This window comes from Sandaracinobacteroides sp. A072 (genome assembly GCF_052616365.1).
On the sequence record NZ_JBQXGU010000004.1, the window covers coordinates 81,233 to 99,422 of the forward strand.

Sequence of the window (18,190 nt, forward strand, 5' to 3'; positions counted from 1 at the left end):
CATGAGCAGCTACAACGACCGGATTCAGGCCCTCAGGGCACAGCTTCAGCGCAACGGCCTTCATGGCTTCATCATTCCACTCACCGACGAGCATATGTCGGAATATGTCGGCGCCTATGCGCGGCGGCTGGAATGGCTGACAGGCTTCCAGGGTTCGGCCGGTTCCGCCGCCGTTCTGGCGGACAAGGCCGCCATGTTCGTCGACGGGCGCTACACGCTGCAGGTGCGCCAGCAGGTTGACGGGGCGCTCTACGAATATCGCTCCGTCCCTTCGGAGCCGATGGCGGACTGGCTGGCGGCCAGTGCAGCCGAGGGCGCGCGTATCGGCTATGACCCCTGGCTGACCACCCGGGGCTTCCTGGCAACGGCATCGGCTGCGCTGTCGCCGCGCGGAATCGAACTTGTGGCGGTGGAGCAGAACCCGGTCGACGCCATCTGGGCCGATCAGCCCGCACCCTCGGCTGCCCCCGCCGTGGTGCAGCCGCTGGACTTCGCCGGCCAGTCCTCCGCCGACAAGCGCGCCGCGATCGCTGCGCAGATGCGTGCGGCCGGGGCCGGCGCGCTGGTGGTGTCCGCGCTCGATTCGATTGCCTGGCTTCTCAACATACGGGGCAGCGATGTATCCCGCACGCCCGTGGTCAGGGCGTTTGCCTTGCTGGCGGATGACGGGTCTGTCCGGCTTTTCACCGATCCGGCCAAGATCACGCCCGAAGTGGCGGCGCATCTCGGCCCGGATGTGACGCTTGCGCCCTACGCCGATTTCGGCCCGGCGCTGGAGGCCCTGAAGGGCAAGGTCTGGCTTGATCCCGCATGGTCGGTTGCGGCCATCTTCGAAGCGCTTGCGCGCAGCGGCGCGACGGTTCTGGAGCGGCGCGACCCCTGCCAGCTTGCCAAGGCGACCAAGAATCCGGTGGAGCTTTCCGGCATGCGCGCCGCCCATGTGCGCGACGGGGTGGCGATTTCGAAATTCCTGCACAGCGTCGATTCCGATACCCCGGCCGACGAGCTGGCGGCCGAGGCGCGGCTGGAGGCCTTCCGCCGCGAATCCAACCTGCTGAAGGACCTGAGCTTCGACAGCATCTCGGCCTATGGGGCCAATGCCGCCAGCCCACATTACCGCTCCACCCCGGAAACCAGCCTGCCGCTGGAAGGTGACGGGCTCTATCTCGTCGATTCGGGCGGCCAGTATCCCGACGGCACGACGGACATCACCCGCACGGTGGCGATCGGCACGCCGACGGCCGAGATGCGCGACCGCTTCACCCGCGTGCTGAAGGGGCATATCGCGCTTGCCTGCGCCCGCTTTCCCAAGGGCACGCGCGGCGGGCAGCTCGACATATTGGCGCGCCAGTTCCTCTGGTCTTCCGGGTGCGATTACGCCCATGGCACCGGCCATGGCGTCGGCCATTTCCTGGGTGTGCACGAGGGGCCGCAGCGCATCGCCGCGGCCGTCGGCGCAGCTGGCGTGGATGAGCCGCTGCTTCCCGGCATGGTGCTTTCGAACGAGCCCGGCTACTACAAGGCCGGCGCCTATGGCATCCGCACCGAAAATCTCGTGATCGTGGTGGAAGACCCGCAGCCTGGTGACGAACAGCCCATGCTCGCCTTCGAGACCATCACCCTTGCGCCCATAGACCTGCGGCTCGTCGAGCCGGCGCTGCTCAACGCCGAAGAAGCCGCCTGGCTCGACGCCTATCATGCCCGCGTGCGCGAAGCGCTCGAAGGGCAGCTGGACGGCGCCGCCCGCGACTGGCTTCTGGCAGCGACCCGGCCGCTCGCCAGCGTGATCGACAGGGAGGCCGCATGACGGAGGCGTTGCGGCTTTCCCGCACCGCCCCCTTCTGGAGCTGGGCTGCACCGCTCGCGGCGCTGGTCGGCTATTTCATCCTGTCGGGCCAGGCCCATGCCATGGCCGTCGTTCTGCTGCTCGCCGCCCTGCTGGTGCCGAGCATCCTTTCGGCCGTGCACCATGCCGAAGTGATCGCGGTGCGGCTGGGGGAGCCTTATGGCACGCTGGTCCTGGCGCTGGCCGTCACCGTGATCGAATGCGCGCTCATCGTCACCCTGATGCTCGCCAAGCCGGACGATACGGCGACCCTGCTGCGCGATACCGTCTATTCGGCCGTGATGATCATCCTGGGCGGGGTCGTCGGCCTGTGCCTGGCGGTGGGCGCGGCGCGGCATCATGTCCAGCGCTTCGGCCTCGACGGGGTTTCGGCTGCATCCACGGCGCTGGCGGCGCTTGCCGTCCTCGTGCTGGTGCTGCCCAATTTCACCACATCCACCCGCGGGCCGACCTATTCCGAAGGCCAGCTGCTGCTCGTGGGGGCCGCCAGCCTCAGCCTGTGGCTGCTTTTCATCTTCGTCCAGACCGTCCGCCACCGTGATTATTTCCTGCTTGCCGAGGATGAGGATTCGCCTGGCACGCCGCATGGCCCCGAATCCTGCACGACGAAGCAGGCCCTGCTTGCCCTCGGCCTGCTTCTCGCCAGCCTTGGCGCCGTTGTCCTGCTGTCGAAGGCCCTGTCCGATCCGCTCGCTGCCGCCATGCGCGCCACCGGGGCGCCGGTGGCGGCCGTGGGCGTCATCATTGCCGGGCTGGTGCTGATGCCCGAGGGGCTGGCGGCGCTGAAGGCCGCCCGCGCCAACCGGTTGCAGACCAGCATGAACCTCGCGCTCGGCTCGGCGCTCGCCACCATCGGCCTCACGGTTCCCATCATCACCGGCCTGTCGCTCATCTTCGACTGGCAACTGGTCCTCGGGCTCGATGACAAGGGCATCACCCTTGTCGCCCTGATGCTGCTTGTGGCCAGCATGTCCTTCAGCACCGGGCGCACCACCGTCATGCAGGGCGCGGTTCACCTCGTGATCTTCGCATTCTTCCTGTTCACCTCTTTCACGCCCTGACCTAAGACACGCCCTGCCTCGACAGGGCACAAAGTCCGGGACGAATCGTTAACCCATCAACCGGGCCTTCTTCGCGCCCTTCACCGACCATCCTGAAAGGAGACGTTTCTCATGCCTGCCAAGTTCAGCCTTCCGCCGCTGCCCTTCGCGACCGACGCGCTGCAGCCGGCGATTTCGGCCGCCACCTTCGCCCAGCACCATGCCGGCCACCATCAGGCCTATGTGGACAAGCTGAACGCCCTTGCGGCGGATGAAGGCATGGAGAATGCCGGCCTTCTGGAGATCATCCGCGAGACGGCCGACGCCGACCCCGAGGACGTGTCCGAACTGGTTTCGGCCGGCGAACTCTTCGTTCATGCCGCCCAGCACTTCAACCACAGCTTCTACTGGAAAAGCCTCAGCCCCGATGGCGGCGCCCCCACGGGCGATCTTCTGAAAGCCATCGAAAAGGCGTTCGGCTCGGTCGATGAACTGAAGGCGAAGATCGTGGCCGAAGGCCTCGATCATTTCGCCAGCGGCTGGGTGTGGCTTGTTGCCGATGGCGACGAGCTTTCGGTGATGTCCACCCACGATGCACAGACTCCGGTGATCGACGAGGATCTGAAGCCCCTTCTCGTGATCGACCTGTGGGAGCACGCCTATTACATCGACCACCAGCGCGCCCGTAAGGCCTATCTTGAGGCCGTGACCGCGCGCCACCTGAACTGGGCCTTTGCGGCCGAAGCCCTTGCCGCCGACAGCGTCGAGGCACTCGAACTCGGCATCGCCAACGGCTGATTCGCCGTAGGCTGATGACATTGCGGCGGGCCGGGGTGAAACCTGGCCCGCCATTTTGTTTCCACTGATATGGTCAGGGCGAAAGCAGCTCCTGCAACCCTTCTTCAGGTCGTCGAGGCAAACTGCTCCACGGCCGATGTCGGGCCCGAGACGATCAGCAGGTCCGACATGTAGACGATGGTGTCGGGATAGGCGGTGATCATCGGTTCGCGCGGGCGTTTCACCCCCACGACCGTCACGCCATATTTCTGCCTTATGTCCGTCTGCAGCAGCGTCTTGCCCGCCATGAAGCGGGGCGTGCGCGTCTTCACGATGGCGAAACCGTCGTCGAATTCGATGAAATCCATCATCTTGCCGGTCACCAGATGGGCGACGCGCTCGCCCATTTCCGCTTCCGGATAGACCACATGGCTCACCCCCACCCGTTCCAGGATGCGGCCATGGTTGACGTTCACCGCCTTGGCCCAGATGTCCTTGCAGCCGGCATCGGCGAGCGCGACGGCTGTGAGCACGCTCGCCTCGATATCCGAACCGATGCCCACGACGCCATGCGCCATGTCGCCCGCGCCCAGCTTCTTCAGCGTTGCAGTGTTCGTGGTGTCGGCCTGGACCACATGGGTCAGTTCCTCCGACCATTGCTGAACGATGTCCATGTCCTGGTCGATGCCGAGCACTTCATGGCCCATGCGGATCAGCGAGCGGGCGACCGCGCCGCCGAAGCGGCCCAGCCCGATGACGAGTACGGGGGGGGCGCTGCTGCTGTGATCAGCCGACAATGGGTCTCTCCTCGGGGTAGCGATAGGGCATGCTGCGAAGCCTGAGTGCAAAGGCCGCCGCCAGGCTGACGGTGCCGACGCGGCCGATGTACATGAGGGCGACGAGGATGAGCTGGCCGGCCGGTGGCATGCTGGCCGACAGGCCGGTCGACAGGCCAACGGTTCCGAAGGCCGAGACGGCCTCGAACATGATCTTTTCGACCGGGGCCTCGACGAAGGCTGCAAGGGCGAGGATTCCGGCCGAGACCGCGCCCACGGCCAGCAGGACAATGGCGGTGGCCTGGCGCTGGATGTCCGGCGCCAGGCGGCGGCGGAACGCGATGGAATCCGGGTGGCCGCGGATTTCGGACCAGACGACAAAGCCCAGTAGCAGGAAGGTGGTGATGCGGATGCCGCCGGCGGTTGAGGCGCTGCCGCCGCCGATCAGCATCAGGGCGGTCGAGACGAGAAGCGAATCCGGCCCCAGGGCCGATATGTCATGCGTGTTGAACCCGCCCGAACGGGTCATCACCGAATGGAAGAAGGCGCCCAGGATCCTGCCGCCGGGATTCTCGGGGCCGAGTGTCTTCGGGTTCGACCATTCGAACAGAAGCAGGCCAAGGGTGCCCACGACAAGCAGGCCGAGGCTGCCCCACAGCGTGAGTTTGGTGTGGATCGACCAGCTGCGCGGCTGGCGCCATTCCGTCCGCAGTTCGTGTAGAACGGGAAAGCCGATGCCGCCGGCGATCACGCCGATGACAAGCGGGGTCAGGAGCCACAGGTCGGACCGGTGGGGCATCAAGCCGTCTGGCAGGGTGGTGAAACCGGCATTGTTGAAGGCGGAAACGGCGTGGAAGAGGCCGTGCCAGGCGGCGTCGGGAATGGAAAAGCCAAGGCCCATCCAGAAGCGCAGGAAAAGGGCGACGGCGAGCACGGCTTCCGTTGCAAGCGAGGCAACAAGCACCAGCCGCACGACATGGCGCACATCGCCGAGATCGAGGCTGCGCATTTCGGCCGAGGCCATGAGCTGGCTTCTGAGGCGCATGTGCTTCGACACGAGCAGGCCGATGAGTGTCGCCCCTGTCATGATGCCGAAGCCGCCCGCCTGGAACAGCCCCAGGATGACGACATGGCCGAAGGGCGACCAGTAGGTGGGGGTGTCGACGACTGTCAGCCCGGTGACGCACAGCGCCGAAGTGGCCGTGAACAGCGCCGTCACGAAATCCGCATTCCCGCTGCCAGTTCGGGAAACAGGCATCATCAGAAGCAGGGTGCCCGCCGCGATCCCGATCAGGAAGGCCAGCGGAATGATCCGTTCGGGCCTCGGGATTGCGCGTGCTTCAAGCCCTGGTGTCACCTGCACTCCTGATGCCGAAGCCGGCGTGGCGGCCTTCATCCGACATCTATCTGCCCCAGCCCGCTTTCGGGCGCAACGCGGCGCTTCAGCCTGGCCGGATCGACAAGGGCCGCAGATGATGCGCCAAGCGGCGAAGGCGCGCCCATGGCGCAGGCGGCCACATGTTCGGCCAGAAGCGGGGCAAGGGTGAAGCCACGCCCGCCAAGGCCCGAGAGGATGAACAGGCCGTCTTCGATCCGGCCGGCCAGGGGCTGGTGATCGGGCGAGGCCGCGCGCACGCCGGCTACCGCATCCAGCGGCAGGCCACGAAGCCGCACCGCCAGCGCCGGGCGCATTCGCGCAAGCTTGTCGAGATTGCGGTCATTGTCCTCGGCGCGGACTGCCGGGTCAGGGTCATCCCGACCGTGGGTGGCGCCGAAAAGCACGCCGCCCGGCGCCGGAATGGCATAGCCGCCCCAGCTGGCCGGCGCGCCGCCAGGCTCTTCGTGCGCAAGCGTGACCTGCCCGCGAACCGGGCGCAGCGGCAGGCCGGTGAGGGCCGCGCTCCCTGGCCCGGCGGCGATGACGAGGCAGTCCGCTTCGGCGAGCAGCGCCCCGCCTTCCGCGAACAGCTGCCAGCCCCCCGGACCCGCGCGGGCGATACGGGCGATGCGCCGGGCTTCGGGCTGGCCGCCCAGCCCGGCCGAACCTGACCATGCTGCGCGCAGCCGTTGCGGCCGCAGGACGAGGGCATCGGCCACCCACAGCGCTTCATCGGTAACCACTTCACCCAGCCGCGCGCTCGTGGCCCCGGCGTCGAGCCACTGCAGGCTTCCCGGATCGAAGAGGCCGCTGTCCAGCGTTGCCCGGCCGCGTTCCGGCTCGCCGCGCCCCGCCAGGATCCTGAGCGCACCAGTGCCGAGGACCGCATCCGCAGCCGTCTGGCGCACGAGGTCCACGGCGCGGCGGAAGGCCTGGGCATGAAGCTGCGCGCCGGCGCTGCTGCCGGCTGCAAGCCGGGGCGACACAAGGGCGGCGGGGTTCCCCGAGGCCATGGGGCCTTGCGCGAAGAGCCGGGGTCCGGCCCCCAGCGCCCGGAAGGCGCGGGCAAGGGCCGCGCCCGCGATGCCGGCCCCGATGATGGCGATGCGCCGGGGTGGGCTTTGGTTGACGGCGACACCGGGCAGTTCCGCTTCCAGCCGCTCGCGCTTGCGGCCGAAGCCGGGCTTGCGGTTCAGCGTGAAACCGGCTGCCGAAAGACCGTCGCGGACGATGCGGGCGACGCTGTAGGTTGCAGCCCGCGCCCCCGGCGCGGAACGTGCCGCGATGGCCGCCATCAGGTCCGGCGACCACATGTCGGGGTTGAGGGCGGGCGCGAAGCCGTCGAGGAACCATGCATCCGCCCTGCCGGACCACTGGGAAAGCGCCTCGCCTGCATCGAGAATGGCAAGATCGAGCGTGACGCCATGGTCTGGCCACTGGATGCGGTGGAAACCGCGCGCGCCCTTCGGCCATTGCGCCAGCAGGGCGGCGGCAAGATCGGCAAGCTCCGGAAAGGCGGCCAGCGCGCGGGCGGCATCGGCGACCGGCAGCGGAAAGCCTTCCACGGAGAACAGCCCGAGATGGCCGCCCGCCGGCCGGTGCCGCCGCCACAGGTCGATGAGCGCAAGCATGTTGAGGCCGGTGCCGAAGCCCAGTTCCCCGACGGTGAAGTGGGCGCGCCCGGCCCAGCGGCCGGGCAGGCCGCAGCCTTCGAGAAAGACGGCGCGGCTTTCCGCCAGCCCGCCCTCGCGGGAGAAATAGACATCGCCATGCCGCGCGGACCGCAGATGGCCGCCGGCCCAGTCCGGGCCGGGATCATGTGCTGTCATGGCCGGTGCGCCTCAGTCTGCCCGGCGGGCCGAGAGGATGGCGACGGGCCGGGCGATCATCTGGCCTTTCATCGCGCCCGTGCCTTCGGTTGCCGAAACGGGGGCCAGGAGAATCCGGCGCATCACGTCCATGCCTTCGACCACCCGGCCGAAGACGGCGAAACCGGCCGTGTCGCCTTCGCCTCCGGGCTGGGCATCGAGCGAGGTCAGCGGCCCGAGGGTGATGAAGAAATCGCCCTGCGCGCTGCCGGGCGCGCCGCGCGCCATGGAGATGGCGCCATCTCCATGGCCAAGGCCGGTTTTGGTCGTCGGTTCATGGGCGATGGGGGGCAGGGCGCGTTTCGGATCGGACTTGATTCCGCCCTGGATCAGCCCGAGATCCGGCCGGCCAGGGAAGGTGAGGGCGCGGTAGAAGCTGACGCCGTCCAGCCTTTTCTGATCGACATAGCGCAGGAAATTGGCGGTGGTGACGGGCGCGCGACCGCGATCGAGGGCCAGCATCATGGTGCCTTCGGCCGTCACGAGGCGCACACGCACGAGATCCTCGGGCGGGGCCTGTTTTTCCGTCGCCTGCGTGGTTTCGGCCTGCGTGGTTTCGGCCTGTGCAGACCCGGCCGCTGTGCTTCCGGCCTCAGCGGGGGCTTCCGCCTCCGCGACCGGCGCGGCCTGCGGCGGCTCTTGCGCCACTGCCGGCTGGGCGAGGATGAGCAGAAGGGCGACGGGGCTGAGAAGGCGAATCATGCCGCCAGTCTAGAGGCTGGCGCGGCGGCGCGGAAGCGCAGGCCCGTGAAAGGCGGACAGAGGGGCCGTGATGGGTTATGATGCGCGGCATGAGTCCCATGCCCGAAGCCCCGCCGCCCGGTGCGGCGCCTGACTGGACCGTCCCCCAGCAATGGGCGCGGTTCACCCGGGCCGAGCATGCCCTGTGGGACCGGCTCTACGCCCGCCAGCTTGCGCTTTTGCCCGGGCGGGCCGTGCCCCAGTTCCTCGACGGGCTGAAGGCCCTCGATCTCGGGGCGGGCGGCGTGCCGGACTATCGCCGCCTCAACGAGCGGCTGATGCGCCTGACGGGCTGGCAGGTGGTGGCCGTGCCGGGGCTGGTTCCCGATGATGTCTTCTTCGGGCATTTGTCGAACCGGCGCTTCGTTGCCGGCAATTTCCTGCGCCGGCCCGACCAGATCGACTATCTGCAAGAGCCGGACATCTTCCACGATGTCTTCGGCCATGTGCCGCTCCTCGCCGACCCGGTGTTCGCGGATTACATGCAGGCCTATGGCGAGGGCGGGTTGCGCTCGATGCGGCATGGGGCGCTGCACAAGCTGGCCCGGCTCTACTGGTACACGGTGGAGTTCGGGCTGATGGAAACGGCGGACGGCATCCGGATCTTCGGCGCCGGCATCCTGTCATCCGCCGGGGAAAGCCGCTTCGCCATCGAGGACCCCTCTCCCAACAGGCTCGGCTTCGACCTGATGCGGGTGATGCGGACACGCTATCGCATTGATGACTATCAGCAGGGCTATTTCGTCATCCCCTCCTTCGAAGCGCTGCTGCGCCAGACCCTGGAGACGGATTTCGCCCCGCTCTACAAGGAACTCGCTGCGCTGCCCGATCTTTCCCCCGATGCCATTCTGCCCGGAGACAGGGTCTTCACCCGCGGCACACAGGCGCGCCCGGTTTCAGCGCCGGCGCAATAGATCCTCGACGAATTCGGGCACAAGCGATCCGGCGGGGCCGAGGCGGCTTTCCGCGAAGCGGTCGCTTGTCATCGAGGGGTCGAGGTTCAGTTCCAGCGTGCGCGCGCCCGATTCCCGCGCGATGTCCACGAAGCCGGCAGCCGGATAGACATTGCCCGAGGTGCCGATCGACACGAAAAGGTCCGCCATAAGAAGCGCATCATGGATGCGCGGCATGTGATAGGGCATTTCCCCGAACCAAACGATATCCGGGCGGAGCCGGCCGCGCGCGCCGCAGCCGGGGCAGGGCGGCCAGCCAGCCAGCGGCCCCGCGTGGGGGAAGCGCCCGTCGCAGGCGAGGCACCAGGCCGATTTCAGCGCGCCATGCATATGCAGGAGGCGGCGGCTGCCGGCGCGTTCGTGCAGGTCATCGACATTCTGGGTGACGAGGAGCAGTTCGCCCGGCCATTCCGCATCGAGCCGCGCCAGCGCCATGTGCGCCGGGTTCGGCGCGACCGTGCCAAGGGCCGCACGGCGCAGATCATAGAAGCGCTGGACGAGCGCGGGGTCGTGGCGGAACGCTTCGGGGGTTGCCACATCCTCCACCCTGTGCCCTTCCCACAGGCCGCCGGGGCCGCGAAAGGTGGCAACGCCTGATTCGGCCGAAATGCCGGCCCCGGTCAGGATGACGATGCGCTCGAGCCTGTCTTTCATGCCCGTCTCTTGCCAAGAGGGGCGATGGTTGGAAAGGTTCGGCGGCGCAACCGGCAGCCCGCGGGATGCCGGCAATGAGGAGCAGGACATGATCAGGATCGGTGTGCTGGGTGCAGGCGGGCGAATGGGGCAGGCGATCATCGCCGAAATCCAGGCCGCGCCGGATTGCATCCTGGCCGGCGGCGTCGAGCGTGCCGGCCATGCCATGTGCGGCACGCCGCTGGGCGAGGGGATGGTGATATGCGCCAATGCCGCCCCTGTCGCCCACAAGGCCGATGTGCTGATCGACTTCACCTCGCCCGTGGCGCTGGAAGAAAATCTGCGCGCAGCGCAGGATGGAAAATCGGCGATCCTGATTGGAACGACCGGGCTTCAGCCCCGGCATCATGCGCTCATCGATGCGGCAGCGAAATCCATCCCCGTGCTTCAGGCGGCGAACACGGCGCTGGGCGTCACGCTTCTGGCGGCCCTGGTCGAGCAGGCGGCCCGTGCGCTCGATGCCAGCTGGGATATCGAGATCGTGGAACTGCACCATCGCCACAAGGTGGATGCGCCCTCGGGCACGGCCCTCTATCTGGGCGAGGCGGCTGCGCGCGGCCGTGGCGCGCCGCTTTCCGAACTGCGCCTGCCCGCCCATGAGGGAATGACCGGCCCGCGCCGGGGCGGCGGCATCGGTTTCGCGGCCCTGCGGGGTGGTTCGGCCGCTGGCGACCACCGGGTTATCCTGGCTGGCGAGGGGGAGCGGATCGAACTGGGCCATGTGGCCGAAAACCGCGAGATCTTCGCGCGTGGCGCCGTCAGGGGCGCTCGCTGGGTGGCGAAGCAGAAGCCGGGCCGCTACGCGATGGCGGACATGTTCCGCGATGCCCTGTCGAAGGCCGCCAGTTAGGCAGCCGGCATGAGGCGTGCGCCGGAGGGCGCGGGCACTGCGCTGACGAAGTGGGAAACGCGGCCATCGGCACGTGCCTGGGCCGTGGCGGACGCTTCATGCGCCGGACCCTCGGGCGGGGCGGAAGCAAAGCGCGACATTCCGACGAGCGAGAAACCGAGCAGAAATCCGATGATGATGGCTTTCAGCATCCGAATATGCCTGTCCTGGCTGGTGACGAAGGGGCGGCGCGATTCCATGCCGAACCATGAAGACCGCGCCTCTCCATGGGCGGCACCTAGCGCCCATGGGGCACGGGATGCTTGGAGGAATCCGACAGAAGCATGCGCCGGTCTTGCCAAGATGGCCTGTTTTGGGCATGGCGGCGGCCATGTCAGCCCCGGCACGCCGGGGTCATTGTCCGAAGGTTATTGCATCAGCCCATGCCCAAGGAAGAGCTTCTCGAGATGCGGGGAACGGTCGTCGAACTGCTTCCCAACGCCATGTTCAGGGTGCGTCTGGAAAATGATCACGAGATCCTGGGCCATACGGCGGGCAAGATGCGCAAGAACCGCATCCGCGTGCTGACCGGCGATGAAGTGCTGGTGGAACTGACCCCCTACGACCTGACCAAGGGCCGGATCACCTACAGGTTCAAGTGAACGGGCAGGGTGAAGTGAACGGGGCCTCTCCCGCCACGGGCAGGCCGCCGCTTGTCCTTGCCTCGGCCTCGCCGCGCAGGCTGGATCTGCTTGGCCGTCTTGGCCTTTCCCCATGCGCGATCGATCCTGCCGATATCGATGAATCGGTGCGCAAGGGCGAATTGCCCGAGCCGCATGTCGCGAGGCTCGCTGCCGAAAAGGCTGGGGTCGTTGCGGCCCGGCATGCGGGCGCCGTGGTTCTTGCCGCCGATACGCTGGTCGCCGTTGGCCGCCGAATCCTGCCCAAGGCCGAGGACGAGGCGACCGCGCGCGCCTGCCTCCGGCTCATCGCCGGCCGCCGCCACAAGGTGCTGACCGCCCTGACCGTGGTGGATGCGAAGGGCGTTGCCCGCCATCGTCTCAGCCGGTCCACGGTGCGTGTTGCGCCGCTTTCGGCGGCCGACATCGATGCCTATGTCGCCAGCGGCGAGTGGCACGGCAAGGCGGGCGGCTATGCCATACAGGGCCGGTTCGAAGCCCATGTGGCCTGGATGGAAGGCAGTTTTTCCGGCGTGATGGGCCTGCCGCTCTTCGACGCGCGGGCCATGCTGAAGACAGCGGGGATTCTTGGCTGAGCTTTTCGTCGATTCGCGGCTGGGCGAGACTCGCGCTGCTCTGGTCGAGAAGGGGCAACTGCTCGCGATGCATCTCGAGCGGGATGGCGATGGCCTGCCTGCCGGCGCCCGGGTTCCGGCGCGGCTGAAGGCAAGGCTTGGCCCGCGCGGCATCGCCCTTCTGCCCGGCGGCGAGGAGGCCGTGATCGAGCCATGGCCCGCAGGCCTTGCCGAGGGTGCCACAATCCGGGTGGAGGTGCGCCGCGCTGCCTGGCGCGAGCCAGGGCGGGTGCGGATTGCGAAAGTGCGCGCGACCGACCTGCCGGAACAGCCGCCGCTGCCGCTTGCCGCGCGGCTTGCCGCCCTTGGGCACCGGCCTGTTGCCGGCTGGCCGGCCGATGTGGCTGCTGCCTGGGACGAGGGCTGGGAGGCTGCCGAGCTTGGCCGCATGGCCTTTCCCGGCGGCAGCCTCAGCCTGACGCCCACGCCCGCGATGGTGGCAGTGGATGTGGATGGCGCCGGCAGCGATCTGGCAGGGCCGGCGCTGGTGATGCTGGCGCGGCTGATACGGCTCTGGGGGCTTGGTGGGTCCGTGGTGATCGACCTGCCGGCGCTTTCGGGAAAGGCTGCGCGCACGGCCGCCGCCGATGCCTTTGACCGGGCCATGGGCTGGGCCGCGCCCGGCAGTTGGGAACGCACCGCCATCAACGGCTTCGGCCTGATGCAGATCGTGCTGCAACGCCCCGGCCCTTCGATCCTGGAACGCGCGCGGCTGGAAACGGTGGAAACGGCGGCCATCGGGCTTCTCGAATCGGCCGCGCGCGAGCCGCGACCCGGGTCGCTGCGGATCCTCGCTGCGCCCGCCATCGCCGGCTGGCTGGAGGCGCGGCCGCATCTTCTGGCGCGGCTGGCGCGGCAGGCCGGGCGGCGCGTGGACGTCAGGGCCGACTTCATGGCAGGGAAGGGCCATGTCGAACCAGCAGACTGAGCGCCTTCAGGGCGTGAAAACCGCCTGCCCCATGTGCCGGAAACCGTCGGACCCGGCGCATGCACCCTTCTGTTCGCGCAGCTGCCGCGACAGGGATCTCATCCAGTGGCTGGATGGCGGCTATGTGCTTCCGGGAAGGCCTTTTGCAGAAGGTGACGAAGACAGTTGACCGCGCCTGCGGGGCAGCCTATAGCCCGCCTCCCGTGCCTAGGTAGCTCAGTTGGTAGAGCATACGACTGAAAATCGTAGTGTCGGCAGTTCGATTCTGCCCCTGGGCACCACTTTCCCCCTCCTTTGATGAAGACGCTGTGCAAGACGCCCGCAGGGGCGGCTTTGTTGCACGGCTTGCGGGTTGGTGCCGCCGGATGGCTCCCTTCAGTCCCGTCGGGCGCACGGCCTGTCGCAGGCGTGGCCTCTTCCTTCTTGTAATGCCTTGGGGTCGAAATCTAATCGTCCCTCATGTCTCGATCCGATTCCATGATGAACCTGAATCGCCGCGCCTTTCTTGGCGCTGCCGCTGTCGGCCTTGCCGCGCCGGCTACCCTCGCCTTTCCGGCGGTCGCAGAAGCCCGCCCCGCTGGCCTGCCGCCTGCCGGAAGCCGCACCCTGCGCGACGTCGCCCAGGAGGGGCTTGAGCGCCACGCCGCGTCCATCCGCCACAAGGACTTGATTGCCATTGCCGATTTTGCCGCCCCCTCGCGTGAAGCGCGGTTCTTCATCGTCGACATGAAGGCGGGCCGGGCAACCTCCCATCTCGTCTCGCATGGGCGCGGGTCCGATCCGGCCCATTCGGGCTGGGTGCAGCGCTTCTCGAACACGCCGGGTTCGCTCGCCTCTTCGGATGGCGCCTATCTGACCGGGGCCTATTATCATGGCAAGCATGGCCGTTCACAGCGCCTGCTGGGCCTTGAACCTCAGAACAGCAACGCCGAGGCGCGCGCCATCGTGATCCACGGCGCCTGGTATGTTTCCCCGCAGATGGCGCGCCAGCATGGCAAGATCGGCCGCTCGGAAGGCTGTTTCGCCTTTGCCGACAACAGCCTCGATGAAGTGCTGGAGCGCATGGGACCGGGCAGGCTGCTTTACGCCGGCAAGTTCGGCATCGCCGCCTGACACTCGCTTCCCGCGACGATCGTGGGCGCTTGCGCGCTCATGGTCGATGACCGGGCCGATTCCCCGGTATCGGGCGCTCCGAGGGCATCCCTGACCGGCCTGTCGCGGCCATAGAGGTCGCGGTGGAAGAGGATATCGCCCGATTCGCCCGGCGTTGCCGTGAAATAGGCGATATGCACCGGCAGTTGCTGCGGCAGGGGCACGCGCGTGGTCTTGCGTTCCGCGAGCACGCTGTCGATCCGCGCCCTGTCCCAGCCGGGCACCGTTTCGAGCAATATGGCTGACAGATCGACAATCCCCTGCGTGCGGATGCAGCCGTGCGAGAAGGCGCGGACGTCGCGGTCGAACAGGGCCTTTGATGGCGTATCGTGCATGAAGATGGCGTGGCGGTTGGGCATGTCGAACTTCACCTGCCCCAGCGAATTGCCCGGTCCGGGCATCTGTGTGACGTTCAGGCGGCCGCCCGTGTAGGTCCATGTGTAGCCGCGCGCACGCGCTGTCGATGGCCGGTTGCGCACGAGGCTGCCGACACTTTCCGCGATGATGCTCTGCGGCACCACCCAGGGCGGGTTGAGGACAATGCCTGTCATGACGGACGAGAACTGGATCGTCGGTGTCTTCACCTTGCCGACGATGACGCGCTTTCGGGCGGCAACCGCCCCGCCCTGCACAAGCCGCATTTCGAAGGCGGGCACATTCACGAGGATATGATCCGGCCCGAGCAGGCGCGGCATCCAGCGCCAGCGGTCGAGGTTGACGCGCAGGGTGGCGCGCGCGTCGGCATCGGCGGTTGTGGCAAGGGCGGCCCTGAGGGCGCGATAATCGTCATGATCGGGTAGCAGAGTCTCGAGGCTGCGGCGTACCGTTCCATTGGCAAGCGCATCCGAAAGCCGGGCCTGCAGAAAGGCGTCATCGGCGCGCGGTGCCGTCACATACCAGCCGTGCCGTGCGGCAGCGGGCGTGCGTCCGCGGGCATAATCGCGCGAAAGAGCGAAATAGGCGCTGGTTGCGACGGACGAGAGGCCGAGAAAATCGCCCGAGGCAATGGCAGCGGACAGTTCTGCGGCCTTGTAGTCAGCCGGGTCCAGTCCTTCCGCCGCCGCCGCTTCGATCACCTGCAGAAGCCCGGCCGCCGATGCCGGGGTCCAGCTGGCGAGGGCCACAGCCATATCGGGGGAAGCCGGGGGGGCGACCATTGCGGCCGGCTGGCCAGCCAGACCGGGCTGGGTGGCAAGGAGCAGTGCAGCGAATGCGAGGGGAAGCGACCTTTTCATGACGTATGGATAGAGCAATGCCGCCATGCCGCAACCTGTCAGCCCCCTGCTTCGGCCAGCCGTTTCAGTTCATAGACGAGATCGAGAGCGGCGCGCGGGCTGAGGCTGTCCGGGTGGGTTTCGGCCAGCCGCTGGCGCAGCGGGTCGGCAGGTGGCGTCGCCGGTGGCGGGGCGGTGGCCGCGAAGAGCGGCAGGTCCGCCAGCGCGTCGCGGGCGTTGCGCCCGGCTTCGCCCGTTTCCAGCCGGGCGAGGATTTCGCCCGCCCGGGCAAGCACATCGGCCGGAACCCCGGCGAGCCGCGCGACATCGAGGCCGAAGCTGCCCGGCGCCGCCCCTGCCTGCACTTCATGCAGGAAGACGAGGTCGCCCTGCCATTGCCGTGCCCCCATGGTGCGCAGTGCAAGGCCGTCGAGCCGGCGGTCGAGCGCGGAGAGTTCATGATAATGGCTGGCGAAGAGACAGCGCGCGCCGATCCTGTCGTGGATCGCCTCCAGGATCGCCCAGGCGAGGGCCAGGCCGTCCCAGGTGGCAGTGCCCCGGCCCACTTCATCGAGCAGCAGCAGCGAGCGGTCGCTGGCGCCGTTCAATATGGCCGCCGTTTCGACCATTTCGACCATGAAGGTCGAGCGCCCCTCGGCCAGGCTGTCCGATGCGCCGACACGGCTGTAGAGCCGGTCGACGAGGCCCAGGCGCGCTTCTGCCGCAGGCACGAAGCTTCCCGCCTGCGCCAGAATGGCGATGAGGGCGTTCTGCCGCAGGAAGGTGGATTTCCCGCCCATGTTCGGACCTGTCACCAGCCAGACGCGGGCTTCCCCCTCGAGCTGGCAGTCATTGGGCACGAAGGCCTTGCCGCCCGCCTTCAACGCCGCTTCCACCACCGGGTGGCGCCCGGCCACGACATGAAAATCGCGGCCGTCGGTCAGCCGGGGGCGGCACCACCCTTCGCGGGAGGCAAGCTCGGCAAGCGCTGCCGACCGGTCGAGGGCGGCAAGCGCTTCGGCAACGGCGCCGATGGCACGGGCCTCGGCCGTCGCCATCGCCTCCATCTCTTCCACATGGGCGGCTTCTGCCGCCAGCGCATGGGCCTGCGCCTGGGAAATGCGGCTGGCAAGGCCGCGCAGTTCCTCCGTATCGAATCGCATGGTGGTGCCAAGCGTCTGGCGGTGGAAGAAGAGGGGGCTGGCCATCAGCGGGTCGGCCAGCCGGCTTGGCACTTCGGCATGATAGCCGATGACATTGTTGTGGCGGATCTTCAGCTGGGCGATTCCGCTGCTGTCGCGCAACCGCGCTTCCAGCGCCGCCAGCGCGGCGCGGCTGTCCTGCGCAAGGAGGCGCAGCTCGTCGAGCGTGCTGTCATGGCCGGCAGCGATCACGCCGGCTTCGCCACGCGTGGCGGGGGGCTGTTCCGCGAGCGCGGCGCGCAGATGCGCCAGCAGGGCAGCCGGCGGGCGCAGCCCTTCGCGCAGCGGCTTCAGGGCAATGGGCGCCCCCGATCCGGCTGCCGTGTCGAGGGCTGCCCCCAGGCTTTCGGCTGCAGCCAGCCCCGTGCGCAGGGCCACGAGATCGCGCGGGGCGCCGCGTCCGGCGGCGATTCGCCCGAGGGCGCGGGCAAGATCGGGCGTGCCCTTCAACTGCCCGCGCACATCGGCGCGCAGTCGCCCGTCCGCCAGCAGCCATTGCACGAGGTCCAGCCTGTCTTCGATGGCCCGGGCTTCGGCCAGCGGGGTCGAGAGATCCTCCGAAAGCCGGCGGGCGCCGGGGCCGGTCACGGTCAGGTCGATGGCGGCGAACAGGCTGGCCGGGCCTTCCACAAGGTCGAGGCTGCGTCTTGTCGATGCGTCGATCGCCATGACGGCGCCGGCGCTATGCAGGCGCGGCGGCCTCAGGTTGACGGCGGCCCCGCGCGCGGTCGATTCGATATGGGCGATGAGGCCGCCGGCAGCAGCGAGTGCCGCGCGCGGGAATTCCCCATGGCCATCCAGTGTCGCGACGCCGAGCCTCTGGGAGAGGTTGCGCATGGCGGCCTGGCTGTCGAACAGCCGGCGGGAAAGCGCGGTGGCAGCCGGCGGCGCGCCAGCGGTCTCCTCGGGCCACAGCAGTTCGGCCGGGCCGATTCGGGCAAGCTCGTCGCCGAGGGCCGTGGCCGGAATGGCCGCCAGCCAGAGATCACCTGTCGAGATGTCGGCCCATGCAAGGCCCGTTTCCGCGCCGGCGGGCAGGGCGGCCGCCAGCCAGTTGGCGCGGCGACCGTCGAGCAGCCGCTCCTCGGTCAGCGTTCCCGGCGTCACGATGCGCACGATCGCCCGGCGCACGATCGATTTTGCGCCGCGCTTCTTCGCCGCTGCCGGGTCTTCCGTCTGCTCGGCGATGGCAACGGCGAAGCCCGCCTTCACCAGCCGCGCGAGATAGGCCTCGTGGCTGTGGACGGGAACACCGCACATCGGAAGCGGCTGGCCCAGATGCTCGCCCCTGTGGGTGAGGGCGATGTCGAGCGTGCGCGCAGCGACCTCGGCATCGTCGAGGAAAAGCTCGTAGAAATCCCCCATGCGGAAGAGCAGCAGCGCTGCCCCGGCCTCTTCCTTGAGGGCGAGATATTGCTGCATCATCGGAGTGGGCGTTGCCGTAGTCATGATCCGCGCCTATCAGCCCGGAACGGGTC

At 68.2% G+C, this 18,190-nt stretch carries 18 protein-coding genes and 1 tRNA gene; 11 read left to right on the forward strand and 8 right to left on the reverse strand.

Going from position 1 to position 18,190, the window contains the following annotated elements; all coding sequences use genetic code 11:
• Position 1: 1 nt before the first annotated feature.
• The 3 genes from ACUJ46_RS11420 to ACUJ46_RS11430 all read left to right on the forward strand — a co-directional run bounded on the left by ACUJ46_RS11420 (position 2) and on the right by ACUJ46_RS11430 (position 3,684).
• On the forward strand, positions 2-1,807 hold the full coding sequence (locus ACUJ46_RS11420) for an aminopeptidase P family protein (protein ID WP_445390620.1): 1,806 nt from the start codon (positions 2-4) through the stop codon (positions 1,805-1,807).
• On the forward strand, positions 1,804-2,907 hold the full coding sequence (locus ACUJ46_RS11425; protein WP_445390621.1) for a calcium:proton antiporter: 1,104 nt from the start codon (positions 1,804-1,806) through the stop codon (positions 2,905-2,907). The genes ACUJ46_RS11420 and ACUJ46_RS11425 overlap by 4 nt, the downstream gene beginning before the upstream one ends.
• Before the next feature lie 111 nt (positions 2,908-3,018).
• Positions 3,019-3,684, forward strand: a complete 666-nt coding sequence (locus ACUJ46_RS11430; protein WP_445390622.1) for a superoxide dismutase — start codon at positions 3,019-3,021, stop codon at positions 3,682-3,684.
• A gap of 104 nt (positions 3,685-3,788) precedes the next feature.
• Here the strand turns inward: ACUJ46_RS11430 and ACUJ46_RS11435 are convergent, their stop codons facing one another.
• From ACUJ46_RS11435 to ACUJ46_RS11450, 4 genes are read right to left on the reverse strand one after another with little or no spacing between them, the layout of a single operon-like run.
• Positions 3,789-4,460: a potassium channel family protein gene (locus tag ACUJ46_RS11435; RefSeq protein ID WP_445390623.1), complete on the reverse strand. Its 672-nt coding sequence runs from the start codon at positions 4,458-4,460 to the stop codon at positions 3,789-3,791.
• The gene (locus ACUJ46_RS11440) at positions 4,450-5,796 is read right to left on the reverse strand and encodes a TrkH family potassium uptake protein (RefSeq protein ID WP_445390624.1); all 1,347 of its coding nucleotides are present in this window, start codon (positions 5,794-5,796) and stop codon (positions 4,450-4,452) included. The genes ACUJ46_RS11435 and ACUJ46_RS11440 overlap by 11 nt, the downstream gene beginning before the upstream one ends.
• Before the next feature lie 35 nt (positions 5,797-5,831).
• Positions 5,832-7,646: a tRNA (5-methylaminomethyl-2-thiouridine)(34)-methyltransferase MnmD gene (gene mnmD / locus ACUJ46_RS11445; protein ID WP_445390625.1), complete on the reverse strand. Its 1,815-nt coding sequence runs from the start codon at positions 7,644-7,646 to the stop codon at positions 5,832-5,834.
• Positions 7,647-7,658: 12 nt separating this feature from the next.
• Positions 7,659-8,387 (reverse strand): peptidylprolyl isomerase, encoded by a 729-nt coding sequence (locus tag ACUJ46_RS11450; protein ID WP_445390626.1) that lies wholly within the window; start codon positions 8,385-8,387, stop codon positions 7,659-7,661.
• Between the two features lie 89 nt (positions 8,388-8,476).
• Between ACUJ46_RS11450 and phhA the strand changes: the two genes are divergently transcribed.
• Positions 8,477-9,340 (forward strand): phenylalanine 4-monooxygenase, encoded by an 864-nt coding sequence (phhA, locus tag ACUJ46_RS11455; protein ID WP_445390627.1) that lies wholly within the window; start codon positions 8,477-8,479, stop codon positions 9,338-9,340.
• Here the strand turns inward: phhA and ACUJ46_RS11460 are convergent.
• Positions 9,323-10,033 (reverse strand): NAD-dependent deacylase, encoded by a 711-nt coding sequence (locus tag ACUJ46_RS11460; protein ID WP_445390628.1) that lies wholly within the window; start codon positions 10,031-10,033, stop codon positions 9,323-9,325. The two genes, phhA and ACUJ46_RS11460, sit on opposite strands and share 18 nt — an antisense overlap.
• A gap of 88 nt (positions 10,034-10,121) precedes the next feature.
• On the opposite strand from ACUJ46_RS11460, the gene dapB reads away from it, so the two are divergent.
• Entirely contained in the window at positions 10,122-10,922 is an 801-nt protein-coding gene (gene dapB / locus ACUJ46_RS11465) for a 4-hydroxy-tetrahydrodipicolinate reductase (RefSeq protein WP_445390629.1), read from the forward strand.
• Here dapB and ACUJ46_RS11470 read toward each other — a convergent pair.
• Positions 10,919-11,161, reverse strand: a complete 243-nt coding sequence (locus ACUJ46_RS11470) for a hypothetical protein (RefSeq protein WP_445390630.1) — start codon at positions 11,159-11,161, stop codon at positions 10,919-10,921. The genes dapB and ACUJ46_RS11470 overlap by 4 nt on opposite strands.
• 183 nt (positions 11,162-11,344) lie before the next feature.
• Between ACUJ46_RS11470 and infA the strand changes: the two genes are divergently transcribed.
• The 6 genes from infA (at position 11,345) to ACUJ46_RS11500 (ending at position 14,257) form a co-directional block, all read left to right on the forward strand.
• Positions 11,345-11,563, forward strand: a complete 219-nt coding sequence (gene infA, locus ACUJ46_RS11475) for a translation initiation factor IF-1 (RefSeq protein WP_194744413.1) — start codon at positions 11,345-11,347, stop codon at positions 11,561-11,563.
• 14 nt (positions 11,564-11,577) lie between these two features.
• Positions 11,578-12,177 (forward strand): Maf family protein, encoded by a 600-nt coding sequence (locus ACUJ46_RS11480; protein ID WP_445390631.1) that lies wholly within the window; start codon positions 11,578-11,580, stop codon positions 12,175-12,177.
• Positions 12,170-13,144, forward strand: a complete 975-nt coding sequence (locus ACUJ46_RS11485; RefSeq protein WP_445390632.1) for a ribonuclease — start codon at positions 12,170-12,172, stop codon at positions 13,142-13,144. Before ACUJ46_RS11480 ends, ACUJ46_RS11485 begins: the two co-directional genes overlap by 8 nt.
• A 31-nt stretch (positions 13,145-13,175) precedes the next feature.
• Positions 13,176-13,313, forward strand: a complete 138-nt coding sequence (gene yacG, locus ACUJ46_RS11490; protein WP_445390680.1) for a DNA gyrase inhibitor YacG — start codon at positions 13,176-13,178, stop codon at positions 13,311-13,313.
• Between the two features lie 36 nt (positions 13,314-13,349).
• Positions 13,350-13,425, forward strand: a tRNA-Phe gene (locus ACUJ46_RS11495).
• Between the two features lie 178 nt (positions 13,426-13,603).
• A complete protein-coding gene (locus ACUJ46_RS11500; RefSeq protein WP_445390633.1) occupies positions 13,604-14,257 on the forward strand; it encodes a murein L,D-transpeptidase catalytic domain family protein in 654 nt (217 codons plus the stop codon).
• On the opposite strand, the gene ACUJ46_RS11505 is transcribed toward ACUJ46_RS11500, so the two are convergent.
• Both ACUJ46_RS11505 and mutS read right to left on the reverse strand, forming a co-directional pair.
• The gene (locus ACUJ46_RS11505) at positions 14,227-15,531 is read right to left on the reverse strand and encodes a L,D-transpeptidase family protein (RefSeq protein ID WP_445390634.1); all 1,305 of its coding nucleotides are present in this window, start codon (positions 15,529-15,531) and stop codon (positions 14,227-14,229) included. The two genes, ACUJ46_RS11500 and ACUJ46_RS11505, sit on opposite strands and share 31 nt — an antisense overlap.
• Before the next feature lie 38 nt (positions 15,532-15,569).
• Positions 15,570-18,161, reverse strand: a complete 2,592-nt coding sequence (mutS, locus tag ACUJ46_RS11510; RefSeq protein ID WP_445390635.1) for a DNA mismatch repair protein MutS — start codon at positions 18,159-18,161, stop codon at positions 15,570-15,572.
• Positions 18,162-18,190 lie beyond the last annotated feature (29 nt).